At 51.7% G+C, this 15,946-nt stretch carries 21 protein-coding genes; 18 read left to right on the forward strand and 3 right to left on the reverse strand.

Annotated features, from left to right (window positions below):
• The 3 genes from IQ211_RS14000 to IQ211_RS14010 form a co-directional block, all read right to left on the reverse strand.
• The coding region (locus IQ211_RS14000; RefSeq protein ID WP_420856245.1) for an Ogr/Delta-like zinc finger protein at window positions 1-291 on the reverse strand (291 nt) is incomplete at its 3' end.
• Complete coding sequence (locus tag IQ211_RS14005; protein ID WP_189761267.1) at window positions 288-1,319, reverse strand: phage portal protein; 1,032 nt, start codon at window positions 1,317-1,319, stop codon at window positions 288-290. The genes IQ211_RS14005 and IQ211_RS14000, both read right to left, overlap by 4 nt.
• Window positions 1,319-3,103: a terminase large subunit domain-containing protein gene (locus IQ211_RS14010; RefSeq protein WP_189761266.1), complete on the reverse strand. Its 1,785-nt coding sequence runs from the start codon at window positions 3,101-3,103 to the stop codon at window positions 1,319-1,321. Before IQ211_RS14010 ends, IQ211_RS14005 begins: the two co-directional genes overlap by 1 nt.
• A 181-nt stretch (window positions 3,104-3,284) precedes the next feature.
• Between IQ211_RS14010 and IQ211_RS14015 the strand changes: the two genes are divergently transcribed.
• The 18 genes from IQ211_RS14015 to IQ211_RS14095 form a co-directional block, all read left to right on the forward strand.
• A complete protein-coding gene (locus IQ211_RS14015) occupies window positions 3,285-4,103 on the forward strand; it encodes a GPO family capsid scaffolding protein (protein WP_193836392.1) in 819 nt (272 codons plus the stop codon).
• A gap of 14 nt (window positions 4,104-4,117) precedes the next feature.
• A complete protein-coding gene (locus IQ211_RS14020; RefSeq protein ID WP_189761148.1) occupies window positions 4,118-5,149 on the forward strand; it encodes a phage major capsid protein, P2 family in 1,032 nt (343 codons plus the stop codon).
• Entirely contained in the window at window positions 5,149-5,871 is a 723-nt protein-coding gene (gene gpM, locus IQ211_RS14025; RefSeq protein WP_189761147.1) for a phage terminase small subunit, read from the forward strand. The genes IQ211_RS14020 and gpM overlap by 1 nt, the downstream gene beginning before the upstream one ends.
• 103 nt (window positions 5,872-5,974) lie before the next feature.
• Entirely contained in the window at window positions 5,975-6,427 is a 453-nt protein-coding gene (locus IQ211_RS14030) for a head completion/stabilization protein (protein ID WP_189761146.1), read from the forward strand.
• Window positions 6,424-6,921, forward strand: coding sequence for a phage tail protein (locus IQ211_RS14035; protein ID WP_189761145.1), 498 nt, complete (start codon window positions 6,424-6,426; stop codon window positions 6,919-6,921). Before IQ211_RS14030 ends, IQ211_RS14035 begins: the two co-directional genes overlap by 4 nt.
• Entirely contained in the window at window positions 6,918-7,631 is a 714-nt protein-coding gene (locus tag IQ211_RS14040) for a phage virion morphogenesis protein (protein WP_189761144.1), read from the forward strand. The genes IQ211_RS14035 and IQ211_RS14040 overlap by 4 nt, the downstream gene beginning before the upstream one ends.
• A 10-nt stretch (window positions 7,632-7,641) precedes the next feature.
• Window positions 7,642-8,763: a DUF2586 domain-containing protein gene (locus IQ211_RS14045; RefSeq protein ID WP_189761143.1), complete on the forward strand. Its 1,122-nt coding sequence runs from the start codon at window positions 7,642-7,644 to the stop codon at window positions 8,761-8,763.
• Window positions 8,760-9,215 (forward strand): DUF2597 family protein, encoded by a 456-nt coding sequence (locus IQ211_RS14050; RefSeq protein ID WP_099117085.1) that lies wholly within the window; start codon window positions 8,760-8,762, stop codon window positions 9,213-9,215. The genes IQ211_RS14045 and IQ211_RS14050 overlap by 4 nt, the downstream gene beginning before the upstream one ends.
• A 12-nt stretch (window positions 9,216-9,227) precedes the next feature.
• On the forward strand, window positions 9,228-9,521 hold the full coding sequence (locus IQ211_RS14055) for a phage holin family protein (RefSeq protein WP_189761142.1): 294 nt from the start codon (window positions 9,228-9,230) through the stop codon (window positions 9,519-9,521).
• On the forward strand, window positions 9,518-9,856 hold the full coding sequence (locus tag IQ211_RS14060) for a M15 family metallopeptidase (RefSeq protein ID WP_189761141.1): 339 nt from the start codon (window positions 9,518-9,520) through the stop codon (window positions 9,854-9,856). The genes IQ211_RS14055 and IQ211_RS14060 overlap by 4 nt, the downstream gene beginning before the upstream one ends.
• On the forward strand, window positions 9,853-10,245 hold the full coding sequence (locus tag IQ211_RS14065; RefSeq protein WP_399478521.1) for a hypothetical protein: 393 nt from the start codon (window positions 9,853-9,855) through the stop codon (window positions 10,243-10,245). Before IQ211_RS14060 ends, IQ211_RS14065 begins: the two co-directional genes overlap by 4 nt.
• A gap of 101 nt (window positions 10,246-10,346) precedes the next feature.
• The gene (locus IQ211_RS14070; RefSeq protein ID WP_193836394.1) at window positions 10,347-10,616 is read left to right on the forward strand and encodes a putative phage tail assembly chaperone; all 270 of its coding nucleotides are present in this window, start codon (window positions 10,347-10,349) and stop codon (window positions 10,614-10,616) included.
• A 47-nt stretch (window positions 10,617-10,663) separates the two neighbouring features.
• Window positions 10,664-10,807 carry a DUF6890 family protein gene (locus IQ211_RS20185; RefSeq protein WP_420856246.1) on the forward strand — a complete coding sequence of 48 codons (144 nt, stop codon included), beginning with the start codon at window positions 10,664-10,666 and terminating at the stop codon, window positions 10,805-10,807.
• Window positions 10,804-12,954 carry a phage tail tape measure protein gene (locus IQ211_RS14075; RefSeq protein WP_193836396.1) on the forward strand — a complete coding sequence of 717 codons (2,151 nt, stop codon included), beginning with the start codon at window positions 10,804-10,806 and terminating at the stop codon, window positions 12,952-12,954. The genes IQ211_RS20185 and IQ211_RS14075 overlap by 4 nt, the downstream gene beginning before the upstream one ends.
• Window positions 12,947-13,282 carry a DUF2590 family protein gene (locus IQ211_RS14080; protein ID WP_189761283.1) on the forward strand — a complete coding sequence of 112 codons (336 nt, stop codon included), beginning with the start codon at window positions 12,947-12,949 and terminating at the stop codon, window positions 13,280-13,282. The genes IQ211_RS14075 and IQ211_RS14080 overlap by 8 nt, the downstream gene beginning before the upstream one ends.
• A complete protein-coding gene (locus IQ211_RS14085; protein ID WP_193836398.1) occupies window positions 13,272-14,456 on the forward strand; it encodes a baseplate J/gp47 family protein in 1,185 nt (394 codons plus the stop codon). The genes IQ211_RS14080 and IQ211_RS14085 overlap by 11 nt, the downstream gene beginning before the upstream one ends.
• Entirely contained in the window at window positions 14,449-15,105 is a 657-nt protein-coding gene (locus tag IQ211_RS14090) for a phage tail protein (protein ID WP_193836400.1), read from the forward strand. Before IQ211_RS14085 ends, IQ211_RS14090 begins: the two co-directional genes overlap by 8 nt.
• Before the next feature lie 11 nt (window positions 15,106-15,116).
• Window positions 15,117-15,946: phage tail-collar fiber domain-containing protein (locus tag IQ211_RS14095; RefSeq protein WP_193836402.1), on the forward strand; the 830-nt coding region annotated here is incomplete at its 3' end.

A 15,946-nucleotide genomic window follows, 5' to 3' on the forward strand; every position in this document is an offset into this window, starting at 1 on the left:
CGCCATCTGGCGTTGCTGCGAACTGAGATGATTAATCACATTTCGCAGCAAAATATCCCCCGTTTTTGCACTGGGGCTGATGGTGTGCGAGAACGTCAGGTTCATCACAAACGTATGGCCGCACTCCACATCAGCGCATGAACAATACACATCCGCAATCTCGCGGTGCATCCGGTTGGTTTTACGAATGACGGCCTTAGCGCCGCACTCAGGGCAGATGATTTTTAATACGCGCATGTTCCTCATTCCTAATGTCTCGAATTTACGCGATTTTACCATTTTTATGCTCATTCTTCACCCGAAATTACGTTATCTTGTTTAAAACGGATGTGTAATATTTCTGGCACATCAGGGTGATTGATCGCATTCATGAACATATTTTGAACGGGGGTAACTTCATCCAGGCGATAGGCCGCCCGTGCCTTTTCGGGATCACCCAATCCGGCGGCATTGGTCGGAATAATGCCCGCCAGTCCAGCCGGGAATCGGTGGGCAGTCAGCACATCTTGTGAGCTGATGCTTTTGACATTGGCAAATTCATCATTGGCGGAAATATCCCCGACCGGAATAAACTTGATGCCATCAGGATCGCCATTGGGAATATTCACAAACAAGGTGTCAAAGTTGCCGATCCCCTTGCTTTGTTGCAGTTTCCAGATGATTTCTTCTTCGGTTTCATCAGAGATATTAGGGTCATTGGTGTAAATGATGCCGCCCGTGTGGGCGCCATTGTGGTAATAGCGACGGCGAAAGATGGTCGCTTCCGAGTTGAGCAGCGCGGCATGAATGCCACCGATATAATCCGGCAAGCCATAAACCTGCTGCTGTGGGTCATATTGCTTGATGAAGATCACTTCTTCCGGCGAGTAAACCAGTGGCTCACCTTCCTGCAATACGACAAAATCCCCGTCTTTACGGCGGCGCAGGTAAAGGGAGGGCAGCACCTCCAGTCTCACGATATCACCCCAGAAGTTGCGCACTTTCAGGATGGCCACATCCCCGAAAATCAGGAAATTAATCACAGCTGATTTAAATTGTTCGTGGCTCAGCCCGCCGCCGAGGTAATCCGAGGCAATCATATTGTGGCGGGAGTAGATAATGCCGCCGTGTTGTCCGTTCATATTGGTCAGTTGCGCCAGTGCCAGACGGTCAATCGGCAAGGTGTAGTGATCATAATCGTTGTCATACCAGATTTTCTGGTAATCCGTCAGGGTCGTGAGTATGGGCTCTGGTTTACCCAGCGTGATCAGGCTCATTTTCCGTTGACGATTGTTGGTCTGTGCTGCTTTGGCGGTTTTCCTTAACTTTTTCTTGCTCATCATGCTGCCTTTGAAAATTGGTATTTGGAGGTGCGTTTCTTCTCGTAATTCAGTGGTTCATTCATCAGGGCATGGGAGAGTGCCCAGAATACGTCGGCGTGCCCGGTTTCCTGTGAACGGTCGGCAACAAAGGTCATGGCTCCGCCTTTGCCCGTGGTCGTATGGCGGATAGCCAGGAATGAGGCCAGAATTTCTTTTTGTTCGCCGTCCCACTCAAGGCGTTCTTCGCTGACCACGTCGATCATCTTCATGACCAGTTGGTTTTTGCTTTGCTGGCTGTAGTGAATGGCTTGGGTTTGTCGTGGCGCAAAGTCCTGCACCATCTCATAGACGCCGTGCCCAATCCCCGTGGTATCGATGCCGATATGGGTAAACCGATAGCGCTTGAACAGCTCTTCAATCAGTTTCGCCTGGTGCTTCCAGTTCATACCTTGCCAGTAGAACGTGGCTAAGACGCGGAAGGCTTCGACTGCCATCAATGGTGGGGCAACAATCACAAAGGTGGAGGTATCACCGGAGCGGGCAGGGTCGAAACCGCCCCAAACTTCACGCTCACCAAACGGACGCATCGCGTTGGGGTCGTGATCTTCCCATAGGTTGATATCTATCCGGCATTTTTCCAGTTGGTGATATTTGAAAACGGATGCACCACTGTCCACAAATTGGCACATATACAGCATGTTAAAGGTATCAGCATTGTACTTATTACGCAGGCGGTCAATGCTGGCAAGGTTAAAACCGCCATTAACGGCATCTTGCAGCGTAATGACATAACGCCACTGACCATCAGGACAATCCCGCCCGCCATTGCGCATCTCATTGAACGTGGGAAATACCACATTTTTACGTTTGGCATCGCTGCCGCGCCACTCGTCACCCATCCAGAACGGGTAGGCCGGGTGTGTTTTGGCACTGGGCGTTGAGAAATAGGTGGTACGCCAGCGATCATGGGTTGCCATTGCGGAAGCCACTTCATTCATGCGCTTAAAATCAGGCACCCAGAAATATTCATCACAATACAAATGCCCGGCATAACCCTGAACGGTGTTCTTATTGGTGGATAAAAAACGCAGTTCCGCGCCGTTGCTCAGGCGGATCGGGTTACCTGTCAGTGTCACACCGAAAAATTGTTCAGCAATATTGACGATATAGGAACGAAAGACCTCGGCTTGTGGTTTGGACGCCGACATAAATATTTGTGGATCGCCTGTCAGTACCGCATTTTCAAATGCCTCAAAGGAAAAATACCATGTCGCGCCAACCTGTCGGCTCTTGAGGATGTTTCTGATTTGTTTGGTGAGGTTGTTGCGTAGGTGCTTCTGATAGCCGAAGAGCTGTTCATCAGCAAACCGCTGGAAGTCTTCTTCCGTCAGCATGGAAATATCATTTTTACGCTGGCGTTTCTTTTTCTTCGGTTCACCGTCCCCGGAGAACGTCGAATCGTTGTCACTGCCGGATTGTGTCCGCACCTTCATCTCAGCCAGCTTTTCTTTATGTTTATTCTCCTGTGCCATCAGTTTGACATGATGGGCTATCAGGCGGTCGAGTTCGTCCAGTTCTCCGGCATTTTTATCATTGCGTTCACTGAGCAGGGCGATACGGCGATTAACTGCCTCAATCACACTTTCATGGCTAAGCATATCTGCCCAGTTCCACTTTTCTGCCCAGTAGTAAATGATCCGCCGATTGGGCAGATTTAACTCACTGGCAATTTCAGCTGGCGTATAGCGGCGCAGGTAAAGCGACTTCGCTACTTTTATTAATTCATCAGAGTATTTAGCCATATCCTTAAGCGTCCTTTCCTTGGTGCCCTCATTATGCAGGGTGAGCAGGCGGCTTTCGTTCGGTTTACTTCGGTTACATTCGGTTATGCGTGATATCCGAATTCATCCGAATTGCACCACTCGCGCAGGCCGATTGAATTCGCAATACTGTGTCCGAAGCAAACGAAAGGAATGCGACGATATGTCTCAGTTAATGACTAACTGGATATGTATTGCCATGGAGGGCGACACCGTTGACGGTCGCGTCATGGAGCCTGAATGGATTATGGAAGCGGCTGAGCTTTATGATCCGCAACTCTATACTGCGCTTATCTGGCCGGAGCATGAACGCTGGATGGGCACAATGGGGGAAGTGTTAGCGGTCAAAGCCGAACGGGGCGACGATGGGCTGTTACGCCTTTATGCGCAACTGCGACCCAATCACCGTTTGTTGGACGCCAACCGGGACGGGCAACTGCTGTTTACCTCGGTGGAGTTTACGCCTGACGGCAACTTTCGCGGCACAGGCAAATCATATCTGGAAGGGCTGGCTGTCACCAGTTCGCCAGCTAGTGTGGGCACTACGCGCCTACAGTTTAGTAAAAAGAAAAAAACTCATCGGTCTGGTACTTATAAACCGCTGGTGATTGATGAAGTCAGGGAATTTAAGCAAAAGGGAAGAAAAATGGCTAAAAACACGAAGAAAACATGGCGTAGTCGCTTTGGTATTGCAGAGCAGGAAGAAACTTCAACTGAAACCACGAACGATGATGCGTTACAGGCACTGGCTCAGGCCGTAGCTGATTTAGAAGCCCGTGTTGCAGCAATGGAAACCACGCAGGAAGAAGTTGTAGAAGATGTCGAAACCGTGAAAGAAGTGGTCGATACCGAAGAATTTGCGCGCCTGAGTAAAAACCTACCTGCCATTTTGAAGAATTTCGGCAAGCTGGACACACTAGCAACCCGTGTACCATCACGTAATCCAAAAGGCGACAAAAACGCCCGTTTTAATTTTCTGTAATAGTTAAGGGAAACGTGATGCTAAATCAAAGGGCAAGAGCATTTTTGCAAAAATATACGGCAGGGTTAGCGCAATCCTATGGGGAAGAAGATACTTCACGTTACTTCGCACTAAGTGATCCCAAAGAAACTGCTTTGCGCAGTGCGCTGCTGGAATCGGTCGAGTTTCTTAACATGATTACCTGTGCCGATGTGGATCACCTTTCCGGGCAGGTGGTATCAGTGGGTAATCCGGGACTCTTTACCGGGCGTAAAAAAGATGGTCGCTTTATCCGTGCTACGGGCGTCGATGGTAATGAATTTAAACTGGTCGAAACCGATTCTGGGGCAGCGCTGAGATGGGACTTGCTCTCTATCTGGGCGAACTCCGGCAGTGAAGAAGAGTTCTTCCAGAAGATGCAGGCATTCACCAATGAATCTTTTGCGCTGGATATGCTGCGTATCGGTTTTAACGGCAAAGGAATAGCGGACACCACCGAGCCGGACGACAACCCGAACGGAGAAGACGTTAACCGGGGCTGGCATCAGATTGCTAAAGACTGGAATAAGGGCAAGCAGGTAGTCACGACCGCCGTAAAACTGGATGAACACGGTGATTTTAAATCACTGGATGCGATGGCGTCTGACCTGATTAACACCCTCATTCCGCAGCAGTTTCGCCATGATCCCCGTTTAACGGTGTTGGTTGGCGCGGATTTGGTGGCAGCAGAGCAATACCGGCTTTACCAAGCAGCCGATAGGCCAACGGAAAAAATCGCGGCGCAGATGTTGGGCAGCTCTATTGCAGGCCGTCCGGCGATGGTGCCACCCTTTATGCCGGGGAAGCGTATGGTGGTCACGATGTTGCCGAACCTGCAAATTCTGACCCAGCGTAATACCCGTCAGCGTAAGGCGGAGTTTGTCGATGACCGTAAGCAGTTCGAAAACAAATACCTGCGCAACGAAGGCTACGCACTGGAAACACCAGAATTGTATGCCGCTTATGATGAGAACGCCGTCACCATTGGGACAGTGGCTGAACCGGCTGAAACTTTGGGTAACAAATAATGTTATCACCTGCTCAACGCCACCGTGCTGCGGTTGAACTGCGCCAGAAACTGGCACGGCAGCAAGCTGTCGCCATTGCCGATGGTGCAAGTATGCACCTGCAAGCCCGTGCCATTGAGCAGGATGTTAAGCGGTTACGTGAGTTACTGACCACAGCAGAACGGGTTGAGATGAAACGGCGGGAATTGTTACCCAACTACCTGCCCACGGCACAACGTTATCTTGATGAAGGTGAGGTGTACAGTAACCCGATTTTCGTCTACTGCGTGATCTGGTTATTTGATATCGGGGAGTTTGACCAGGGACTGGACTGGGCAGACATTGCCATTGAGCAGGGACAGCTCACCCCCGACCATTTTCGTAGTGGTTTTCCGGCCTTTGTGGCTGACACCGTGTTGCTTTGGGCACAACGGGAAGCCGAAGCCGGAAACCCCGTCGAACCCTATTTTTCAAGGACATTTCACAATGTCACCGAAAAATGGAAAGTTCACGAGAAAATCAAGGCCAAATACTACAAATTCGCGGCCTTACGCCTGCTAAAAGGGGATAACGCCGACATTAAGGCAAGTAGCGTGGAGAGTCTGGATGTGCTGGCGCAGGCAGATAGCTGGCTGGCAACAGCCCATCAGTACAATCCGGCATCGGGGGTAAAAACCTATCGACAACGGATCGCCGCCCGGATACGGGCACTGACAAACGAAACGCTCAGCCTTAATCAATAACGACTACCGCAAGCCGGAGCGGGCGCGGTGGAGGCAAAGCAATTGATTGCTGATGGCCGTGGAAACCGGACAGCCCGCTTTTTTTTCAGGGAGAGAATGACCGATGTTTAATGGCAACACGGTGGATTATCGGGATGCCCCGCTGACTAATGATGGTTTTTGGCCGGACTTGAATTTGCGTGAATTTCAGGAGCATCGCAAGCTACCTGCGGATTTAGATAATGACATGTTGGCGAATGCGTTACTGGCAACAGTAGCCGAAATCAACCTTGCTCTAATGGTGTTGAAAATGCGTTTAAAGCTCCAAGGTTACTCGACGGCCGCTGAGGTGCCGGGCGTATCGATTAACGGGCAAACAGCGATAGTCAGCCAGTATAAAAAAGCGGTGTATGCCAGGGCAAAAGCCGACTTATTGGGGGAATATACTTCACTGGTTAGCCGTGCCCCCAATCCGGGACAGGAAAGCCCGGAAGTGCGCACCCGCCTGCTGGCTGAGGCCGCGGTGGTACTGCGCAATATGAAAGGGCATAAACGTGTCACGGTGCGTTCGATATGAGCAAATTACAGCATCTAACGGCATTTTTACGGGAAAACCTGCCCGCCCGTATCTGTGAGACGGAATTTACCAGTGAAATGGATGAAATCCGCTTTATTCCGGCACAGAGGGATTTAGGGCTGGGGCAATACCAAATGTTTGTCCAGCAATATGAGGCGGTGATTGCCTGGGGACGTTTTCCGTATCGGGAGTGTGATCCGCGCAATATCCCCTTACTGATTGATTCATGGTTAACCGCCCAGGGAAATCGTTTCGGTGATGCCAATGTCGAGCAGGAACAACCGACACTGACCGTTGAAGTGGACGATAACACGGCGGTTGTCGTGGTGTCGCTGTCACTGGCAGAGCCTGTCGTGATACGGGAAGATCCGCAAGGCATGATCCCATTTGATGGCAAGCGCTGGTCACTGGCCGATACCGAAGTGTGGTTTGCTGAACAAGGCGCGGTGCACAGTGTGGATGAGACGGGTGCCCAGATTGGACAAACACCATGATTGTGAATGGTCAGTTGAATCAATCTCAGCTAAAAGAGCTGAAAAAGGCGGTTAATAGCCTCGAAATGCCACCGAAAAAGCGCCAACGCCTGTTATGGCGTATCGCAAAATACGGCGTGATTCAGGCAGCAAAACGCAATGTGCGTAATCAGCGATCACCGGACGGCGAAAGCTGGCCTGCTCGAAAGACCCCGTGGCGCAAAAAGATGCTCCGAAATATGCCGAAATTGCTGCATATTCGGGAAATGCCGGAAATTAGCGCGGTTCGGCTTTATTTGCAGGGTGGGCATTATCGGAATGGTAATAGTCCTGTTCCTGCGGGATTGGTCGGTGGTGCTCAGCAAAACGGGATGCGGACGCGGCGTAACAGAAAAACGGCATCAGAAGACAATAAGGCAAAAACTGTCGATTTAACGCGGAAAGCAACCATTAAACAGGCCAAAAAATTACGGGATTTGGGCTATCAGGTAAAGAAAGGAAAAAGGCTGCGTAAACCTACCATTAAAGAGATCACGGAAAACATGCTCTTTATTAAGGCTGGGGAAAAGATCCGCAAGCTGAGCGGTAAAGCAGCTAAAAGCTCATGGACGATTGATGTTCCCGCCCGTGCGTTCTTAGGCCTGAATGATGATGAATTTAATAAAGCATTAGTCAGACAGTTACAAGCTATTAACTATGGCTGGGAAGTAAAAGCCCAAGACATGAATTAAGGATAAAACAATGTGGCCACATGTTCAGGTTAACCAGGTTAACCAACTGCAAGGCGAAACCAAGGAAATTGAGCGGGTCTTGCTCTTTGTCGGGACGGGAAAAACCCACGTCGGCAAGACGATTGCCGTCAATACCCAGACGGACTTTGATGCCGTGCTGGGCACGGCACAAACCGCCCTCAAACGTCATGTACTGGCAGCGATGGCCAACGCGGGGCAAAACTGGTCAGGCTATGTGCATATTCTGCCCGAAGCGGCGGATGAACTGGCCTTTATCAAGGCCGTGAACGCGGCGCAGACGGTCGCCAGCGTTGAAGGCTATGTCCTGACGGTAGGGGCCAATAAGGCTATGATCAAGGCAGCACAAACCTTGCGTGCCAATACCATCGCCCAGTTTGGCCGCTGGCAATGGGCGCTTCTGGCGGTGGATGGCCCGCAATCGAAGGAGTCGTGGGCGGATTACGTTAACCGTCTGGCTGAACTACAAAAAGGGGAAGCCGTGTCTTCGGTGCAACTGGTGCCGTGCCTGTGGGGCAATGAGGCGGGTGTACTGGCCGGGCGTTTGTGTCACCGTGCCGTCACCGTGGCCGACAGCCCGGCGCGCGTCCAGACAGGGGCCTTGATGGATTTGGGTTCTACCGATTTCCCGTTGGATGGCACAGGCCAGCCAATTGATCTGGCAACATTGCAGGCACTGGAAAAACTGCGTTTCAGTGTGCCGATGTGGTATCCCGATTATGACGGGTTGTACTGGTCAGATGGCCGCACACTGGACGTGGAAGGCGGGGACTACCAGAGCATCGAAAATTTGCGTGTCGTGGATAAGGTTGCACGCCGTGTGCGGTTGCAGGCGATTGCCAAAATTGCCGACCGTAGCTTAAACAGTACACCGGGCAGTATCGCCACGCACCAGGCTTACTTTGCCCGCACCTTACGTGAAATGTCACGCAGCACCGAAATTAACGGGGTCACGTTCCCCGGTGAAGTGAAGTCACCGAAAGACGGCGATGTCGCTATCACCTGGCGCAATAAAAACACGGTGGAGATTTATATCACTATCCGTACTTATGAATGCCCGAAAGGGATATCGGTCAGTTTGTTGCTGGACAACCAGCTGGAGAAAAGCGCATGAGCCAACGTATTTCAGGCCAGTCGATTGATTTTAATATGGACGGGGATCTGGTTCATGCTGAAAAGGTCAACCTGTCCATTACCGACAACACCGCCGCCGCGCAGACGCAGGGTGTACCGGATGGCTATATCGCCGGGGATGTGGCGGCGGAAGGGGAAATTGAACTCAGCACCAAATACCTGGAGATTGTGACCGCCAAAGCCCGTTCGGCGGGTTCATGGCGCGGCATTCAGCCCGTTGACCTGATGTGGTATGCCAAGGCAGGCAACGAGGAAATCAAGGTTGAAGCCTACGGTTGCAAGCTGATTGTCAGTGATATTTTGGACGTTGATCCGAAAGGGGGCAGTGTCATGACTCACAAAGTCAAGTTTGTGGTTACCAGTCCTGACTTTGTGCGCATTAATGGCATTCCCTATCTGGAAGCGGAACTGACACAAAGTTTGATTGGCTAAGGATGGCAGTTCATGGAAGAACATGAAAAAACCTTTGTGACGCTCGTGCTATTGGGGGCACTGATTGCGTTAGGCAAGATGCTGACCGGCAATGAACCCATCACTTTACGGCTGTTTATCGGTCGCGTGATCCTCGGTTCGGCGGTGTCGGTGATGGCAGGCGCCTTGCTGATTTGGTGGCCGGGTATCAGCCCGGTAGCGGTCACCGGAATTGGCAGCGCATTAGGGATCGCCGGCTATCAGCTGGTTGAGGTCTGGTTACAGAAGCGTGGCAGCGCCTTATTGACAGGGAAGTTAAAGCAATGACACTGAGTGAGAAACAGCAGTTATTTGCCATCTTGATCGCCCAACTGATTTTATGGGCGGATGAGCGCGGCTACCGCGTGACGTTCGGGGAAGCCTACCGGACACCAGAGCAGGCGAAGTTGAATGCGCAAAAAGGGACGGGCATTGCCAATAGCCTGCATACCCAGCGTCTGGCGGTTGATCTTAATCTGTTTATCCAGGGCAAATACCAGACCCACAGTCAGGCCTACTTGCCTTTGGGGGAATATTGGGAATCGCTTGGCGGCACATGGGGCGGGCGTTTCTCCCGTCCCGATGGCAATCATTTCTCGCTGGCCCATAACGGGGTGAAATGATGCCAAAAGCATGGACGCTGTATGCTGTCGGTCTGGCTCTGGCGTTTGGCGCTGGCTGGCGCATCAACCACTACTACCGTGACAGCATCGAGCTGAATATTGCACGGGCAGCGACAAGCGCGAAAGACGCCATGCGTCAGGAGTTGCAGGCCATATCCAGCGCCTCCGCCCGGCAACTGGAAGATAAACTGGAGGGGATCGCCCATGCCGCCCCACGAGAAATTCGTACTGAAGTGGTTAAGCCTGTTTTTACTACTGATTGCGTTAGCCCTGAGTTTGTCCGGCTGTACAACGACGCCGCCGACACCATCGGGCGAACCTTATCAGGAAAACCTGCTGACAAAATGTCCGGCAGTATTACCGAAACTGACCGGAATAACCGGAAATAACTTAGCGACTGTATTAATAGATTATGCCGAATTATATGGCCGTTGCGCCGCCCGAAATAATCAATTAGTGGATGAAATCAATAAAAGAAAGGAATTAAATCATGAGTAAAGAAAATAAAATTGTTACGTTAATTATTGCAGAAAAAGAAATTCATTTTGAACCGAATATTATTGCCTATAACAGCATGATTAATGATATGACGCTGGATAATAAAATTGTGCCGATTGTCACTTACTTGCGCCGCATCGTGCAGCCCGCATCGAAGGCCGCGCTGGATGAGTTCCTGCAAATCCCCGGTGCGGCCATGCAGATTGTGGAACGCGTCAATTCGGAATATGCGCCTAAACTGGAAATCGAAATAAAAAACTAAATGCACGGGTTAAGGTAATTGACCAAAGTTTATTTGAGCAGGCATTAATATTACGCCGTCATTATTTACCGCATGAAAAAGATAATACGGAAAATTTAGCCCGTGCTATTTGGCTGGATAATCGTTATTGGGAAAATAGGCGCATTGCGACGGCCAACGGCATTGCATTGGCGTTCAAGGGTGAACCATGAGTGGGCAATTAGATTTTACCTTAAGCCTGATTGATAAAATTACCCAACCGCTGGCGAAAGCCCAGGCGGCGGTGTCAGGGTTTGCCCAGTCTTCCCACGGTGCCTTTGAGAAATTGGCCGTGGGCGGGGCGGGACTGGCTGCGTCGTTCTGGTCTATTAAGGGCTTTCTTGATCCGGCCATTGAAATGGACGAAGCACTGAAATCGGCGTCTTTGCAGGGCATTGACAGTAGCGTGATGGATAAGGTTGCCAAAGACGCCATGACGTTTAGCTCTCAGTATGGCAAATCGTCCATTGAGTTTGTGCAGTCAGCGTCGGAAATCAGCAAGGCGATTGGTGTGTTGTCACAAAGCGATCTGCCTCAGATGACTAACATTGCCAACACGACCGCCGCCGCCCTGAAATCCAGTGCCAGTGATGCCAGCGCCTATATGGGGAAAATGTTTGCCCAGTTCTCCGAGCAGGCGAATGCCGTCGGGCATGTTCAGTTTGCGGAACAACTGGCAGGCAAGGCGGTGGTGATGTCAAAAACGTTCGGCATGTCCATGACCGACATTGCGGATGCGATGGAAGGGGCACGTGCGGCCGGGACACAGTTTGGTGTCGGTATTGATGAGCAGTTGGCCGTGTTGGGGGAATTGCAACGTTCGCTGGGCAGTGAATCCAGTGGCGCATATGAATCCTTTGTCACCAGTGCGGAAGCGGGCGGCAAAAAGCTGGGCTTAAGTTTTACTCATGCTTCCGGCAAATTGCTGTCGATGCCGGAAATGCTGGAAAAGCTCCAGGCTAAATACGGCAAGAGCATTGAAGGCAACCTGAAAGCGCAGGCAGAAATTGAGGAAGCCTTTGGCGATTCGGCCGTGGTGGTCAAACAGCTTTTCGGCAATGTCGATGCCCTGCGCAAGAACATGACCGCACTGGGTGCCAACGATGGAATGAAACGCACCCGTGAAATGGCCGAACGGATGGCGAACCCGTGGGAACGGCTGCAAGCCATCTGGCAAAATATCCGCATTGTCATTGGTTCAACCTTGCTGCCAGTGATCAAACCGTTAATCAATAAGCTGGCTGATGGCAGCCAGATACTGGTACGCTGGGCGAAGCTGTTTCCCAATATTGCCCGCTGGGTTGGTTATGTCTCGATCGGCATATTGAGTGTTGCGGCAGCGGGGGCAGCGGCCAATATTGTGATGGGCGTGTCTAAGTTTATTTGGGTTGGCCTTAAGGGCATTTGGTCGGCCTGTACGCTGGTGATGAAACTGTGGACGGCGGCAGTCTGGCTTTGTAATGGTGCTGTTACTGTATGGAACGTCGGGCTGAGAATATTGCGCAATACCTTGATGGCTGTTCGTATGCAGGCCATGTTAGCGGGTATCTCATTCAGCTTTATGACATGGCCTGTATTGCTGATTATCGCGGCGATTGCGTTGCTGGCAGTGGGCATTTATTTGCTGATTAAGCATTGGGATGCCATCAAGGCGGCCATCATGAACACGACGGCCTTTAAGGTTATCGCGGCTTGTGTGCAATGGGTCGGGGAGATCTTCGGCAAGGTTTTTGCTTGGATTGGCGAGGCGTGGGATAACCTTTGTAACTGGTTCAGCAACTTTTCACTGGCGGATACGTTCTCCAGCATGGTGGACAGTGTCAGCAATCTCTTTAGTGGCTTATGGGACTGGCTAAAAGGATCATTTGGCGACGCCTATAATTGGATTATCGACAAACTGAATTACATTCCGGGTATCAATATTGAAACCCAGGCCATTGAAAAAACAGTCACCGAACCGACCGGAAAAGCGGCGGCTCCGGTGCAGGAACAGCCCAAAGTCATGGGAGGGGCGACAGTACCCAATATGGGCATGGGCGCAAATCACCCCAAAATAATGACGCAACCCAACGGGATTTTGTCGGGGCAGCCCCAGGCGATGATCCGGCCGGTGAAAGCCATGAAGCCGCCCGAAACCGAGGGCGTATTAACGGGCGGGAAAAAGCAGGGCATTGGCAAGCAGGGTCTGATGAAAGCGGTGACAACGAATTCACAGACCATCACGGATAACAGCCGCCGGATTGAAAATGTGACGCTGAATGTGAAGGGCAACGTCACACCGGCTCAGCTCACGGAATGGGAACAGGTGGCTTATGGATGAGCCGAAATACATTGATTTATTGATCACGGGCGGCAATTTCACGCTCAACTCAGGCAACGAACCGCAATTTTGCAATAACCGCGTGTCAGTCGGGCAGGATTGTGTTCATGCCATCCTTGAAAGCGGCCTTGCCACGGAACTGGTGGCCGAGCGCAGCCCGACACTGCGTGCGGACATTCGCACCCAGATAGAGATCCTGGTTGAAGATGATGAACGGATTATTCCGGGCACGGTCATCATTAACGAAGAGTCGCCGACTAAGTTATGGATCACGGCGGAAACCTACGATTTTGGCCATATCAGTGTGAGTGTGGGGCATGGACACTAAACCGACGATAGATTATGAGAAGGTCTTGCGTGACAGCGGGATGCCGACCACGGAAACCGAAATCACCGCCGCTTTTGCCAAGGTTGTGGATGAAGCGGGTTTGGTGACCAACACCTCGCGCATGTCCCCGTTCTGGCGGCTGGTTAACACGATGGTGACGCGCCCTGTGCTGTGGCTTAAGGAAGCGTTGATTAACGTCACCTTGAAAAACATGTATCTGGCGACAGCATCGGATACCTGGCTGGATATGTTCGCCTGGGGCGTGAACCTGAAACGTAAGCCCGCATCGGCTGCATTGGGCGTGATCCGCTTTTATAAAGCCGCGGGCGCTTCGGCGGTGACCGTGCCTGCCGGAACGGTGATCCAGACGGAACGTATTAATGGCGAAATCTATCGGGTCAGCACCATGGAAAGTGTCGTGATAGCCGAAGGGGGCAGCAGTGCTTTGCTGCCCGTGACAGCAGACGCCGCGGGTGGGGCTTTCAATTTGGCGCCGGGTTATTTTCGCATTCTGCCTGTGGCCGTGTCCGGCATTGAACGTGTGCAGAATGAAGAAGGCTGGCTGTTAACGCCCGGCGCAGACGCCGAGTCCGATGATGATCTGCGTGACCGTTGCCGCAACCAGTATAACTTGGTGGGTAACTACCATACCGATGCGGTTTACCGGGGCATGATTGCCACGGTGGCAGGCTTAAGCATTGACCGCATCTTCTTTTTACACGATGCGCCGCGTGGGGCAGGCACCGCCAATGCCTATTTGTTGCTGGATTCGGGGGTGATTAGCCAGCCCTTTATTGAGGCGGTCAACGATTACATCAGCAATCAGGGCCATCACGGTCACGGCGATGATATGCAGTGCCTGCCCATGCCGGAAACGCATCATGCCTTGGCTGTCACGCTGTTTGTGGCGAATTTGGCGAACTACAGCCAGGAACAAATCGCCACGTTGAAAACGGATGTTACCAACCTGATCCGCTGCGCCTTTCGGGAAAATACGGACTATCAGGTTAAAAAGACCTGGCCGTACTCACGCTTTTCATTTTCGAACCTGGGGCGTGAGATACACCGTGAATTCACTGAGATTGAATCACTGACCTTTTCATTGGGCGATATTCTCAGTGACCTGAGTGTGCCCCGGCTGCAATCGTTGTTTGTGGAGGTGAAGAATGTCTGAATTCAGGGAGCGACTTAAGCGGCTGGCCTTACCTTCATGGATGGATAAGGGCGAACCCGCCAAACTGCTCAATGCAGCGCGGGTATTCTGGACAGCGGTTTATCGCTGGCTTAAATGGCCGCTGGCGCAACTGGATGCGGAAACCTGCTCCGAAGCGCTGTTATCGATGCTGGCCTACCAGCGGGATATCCGGCGTTTTAACGGCGAGCCGCTGGCGTTGTTTCGCAAGCGGGTGAAGTATGCCTTTATCAATGCCAGAGACGCAGGCAGCATTGCAGGCTTTATTGCCATCTTTGAGCGTCTGGGCGTGGGCTATGTGGAGTTACTAGAGCGCCAGCCGGACATTGACTGGGATGTGATTATCCTGCGTCTCAGTGACGGCCAGATAGCGGCTAACCCCGATTTGTTGATGAATGTCATCCGTCAGTATGGCCGCACCTGTCGTCGCTACCGCTTTGAAGTGATCGCCAAAAATCAGTTAATCATGCGTGTGGGGAGCGTGGGCGCAGACTATTGCTGTTATGCCGCCGCCCTCCCGACTCAACCCCTGTTATTTCGGGTCGGGCATATTGCAGGCGTTGCTGTCTGTGACCATGCCAGCCTCAAGGAACGTACCGCACCGAACGTGACCTACGGTGCGTCATTATAAGGAAATAAAACATGTCCTCAGTGATTACCCTGGACTTTGAAAAATGGAAGGCACAACAAGTCGCCGCGGGCAATCCCGTGGTACTGGACGAGTTTGTCTTTGCTTATGTACCGGAGTTAGATCCCGCGCAACCCATCAACCGTGATGAGAAATTGCCGGCACAAAACCAAATTGTGCACCGTCAAGCGGTCAATAAAACCGGGCTTACCAGTGAGAACGCCGTGGCCTACAGCGTCACACTGGGTACGGAAGTCGGTGATTTTGAGTTTAACTGGATAGGGCTTATCAATCAGGCGTCGGGGGTTATCGGTATGATCACCCATGCCCCCACCCAGAAGAAAATCAAGACCGCCAACGGGTTACAGGGCAATGTCTTAACCCGCTCTTTCTTGCTGGAGTTTGACGGTGCCGCTATCGAAACCGCCATTACCACGACTGCTGAAACCTGGCAGATTGATTTTACCGCCCGTTTGTCCGGTATGGATGAAATGCAACGCCTGATTAACACCGACAGCTACGGCGAAGCGGCGTTCTTCGGTGAGGGCTTTGCCGTGGTGCGTCAGGGCGAACAATATCTTGTCAAAAAAGGGCTGGCTTATGTTGGAGGATTGCGTGGGGTGCTGGAATTTGACCAGACGTTAAATAGCCTGCGCCATACCCGTGTGTACGCCGACTTTAGCTATCAGGGCAACCTGATGAGTCAGTGGCAAACAGCCGTTAAAATTACGGTATCTAATGAGTTAAAAAACTACGTAGATGCCGCGGGCTATCCGCATTATGTGTTTGCGATTGCGCAGATTGATGGTGACGGGAATGTGCAGGATTTACGCCCGGCAGGGTC

The organism is Xenorhabdus griffiniae, assembly GCF_015163655.1.
GTDB lineage: Bacteria > Pseudomonadota > Gammaproteobacteria > Enterobacterales > Enterobacteriaceae > Xenorhabdus > Xenorhabdus griffiniae.

What these genes read in the sequence shown, in the direction of transcription:
- IQ211_RS14005 (WP_189761267.1), bottom strand. Translation starts at nt 1,319, where the DNA reads ATGAGCAAGAAAAAGTTAAGGAAAACCGCCAAAGCAGCACAGACCAAC.
- IQ211_RS14010 (WP_189761266.1), bottom strand. Translation starts at nt 3,103, where the DNA reads ATGGCTAAATACTCTGATGAATTAATAAAAGTAGCGAAGTCGCTTTAC.
- IQ211_RS14015 (WP_193836392.1), top strand. Translation starts at nt 3,285, where the DNA reads ATGTCTCAGTTAATGACTAACTGGATATGTATTGCCATGGAGGGCGAC.
- gpM (WP_189761147.1), top strand. Translation starts at nt 5,149, where the DNA reads ATGTTATCACCTGCTCAACGCCACCGTGCTGCGGTTGAACTGCGCCAG.
- IQ211_RS14030 (WP_189761146.1), top strand. Translation starts at nt 5,975, where the DNA reads ATGTTTAATGGCAACACGGTGGATTATCGGGATGCCCCGCTGACTAAT.
- IQ211_RS14035 (WP_189761145.1), top strand. Translation starts at nt 6,424, where the DNA reads ATGAGCAAATTACAGCATCTAACGGCATTTTTACGGGAAAACCTGCCC.
- IQ211_RS14040 (WP_189761144.1), top strand. Translation starts at nt 6,918, where the DNA reads ATGATTGTGAATGGTCAGTTGAATCAATCTCAGCTAAAAGAGCTGAAA.
- IQ211_RS14045 (WP_189761143.1), top strand. Translation starts at nt 7,642, where the DNA reads ATGTGGCCACATGTTCAGGTTAACCAGGTTAACCAACTGCAAGGCGAA.
- IQ211_RS14050 (WP_099117085.1), top strand. Translation starts at nt 8,760, where the DNA reads ATGAGCCAACGTATTTCAGGCCAGTCGATTGATTTTAATATGGACGGG.
- IQ211_RS14055 (WP_189761142.1), top strand. Translation starts at nt 9,228, where the DNA reads ATGGAAGAACATGAAAAAACCTTTGTGACGCTCGTGCTATTGGGGGCA.
- IQ211_RS14060 (WP_189761141.1), top strand. Translation starts at nt 9,518, where the DNA reads ATGACACTGAGTGAGAAACAGCAGTTATTTGCCATCTTGATCGCCCAA.
- IQ211_RS14065 (WP_399478521.1), top strand. Translation starts at nt 9,853, where the DNA reads ATGATGCCAAAAGCATGGACGCTGTATGCTGTCGGTCTGGCTCTGGCG.
- IQ211_RS14070 (WP_193836394.1), top strand. Translation starts at nt 10,347, where the DNA reads ATGAGTAAAGAAAATAAAATTGTTACGTTAATTATTGCAGAAAAAGAA.
- IQ211_RS14075 (WP_193836396.1), top strand. Translation starts at nt 10,804, where the DNA reads ATGAGTGGGCAATTAGATTTTACCTTAAGCCTGATTGATAAAATTACC.
- IQ211_RS14080 (WP_189761283.1), top strand. Translation starts at nt 12,947, where the DNA reads ATGGATGAGCCGAAATACATTGATTTATTGATCACGGGCGGCAATTTC.
- IQ211_RS14085 (WP_193836398.1), top strand. Translation starts at nt 13,272, where the DNA reads ATGGACACTAAACCGACGATAGATTATGAGAAGGTCTTGCGTGACAGC.
- IQ211_RS14090 (WP_193836400.1), top strand. Translation starts at nt 14,449, where the DNA reads ATGTCTGAATTCAGGGAGCGACTTAAGCGGCTGGCCTTACCTTCATGG.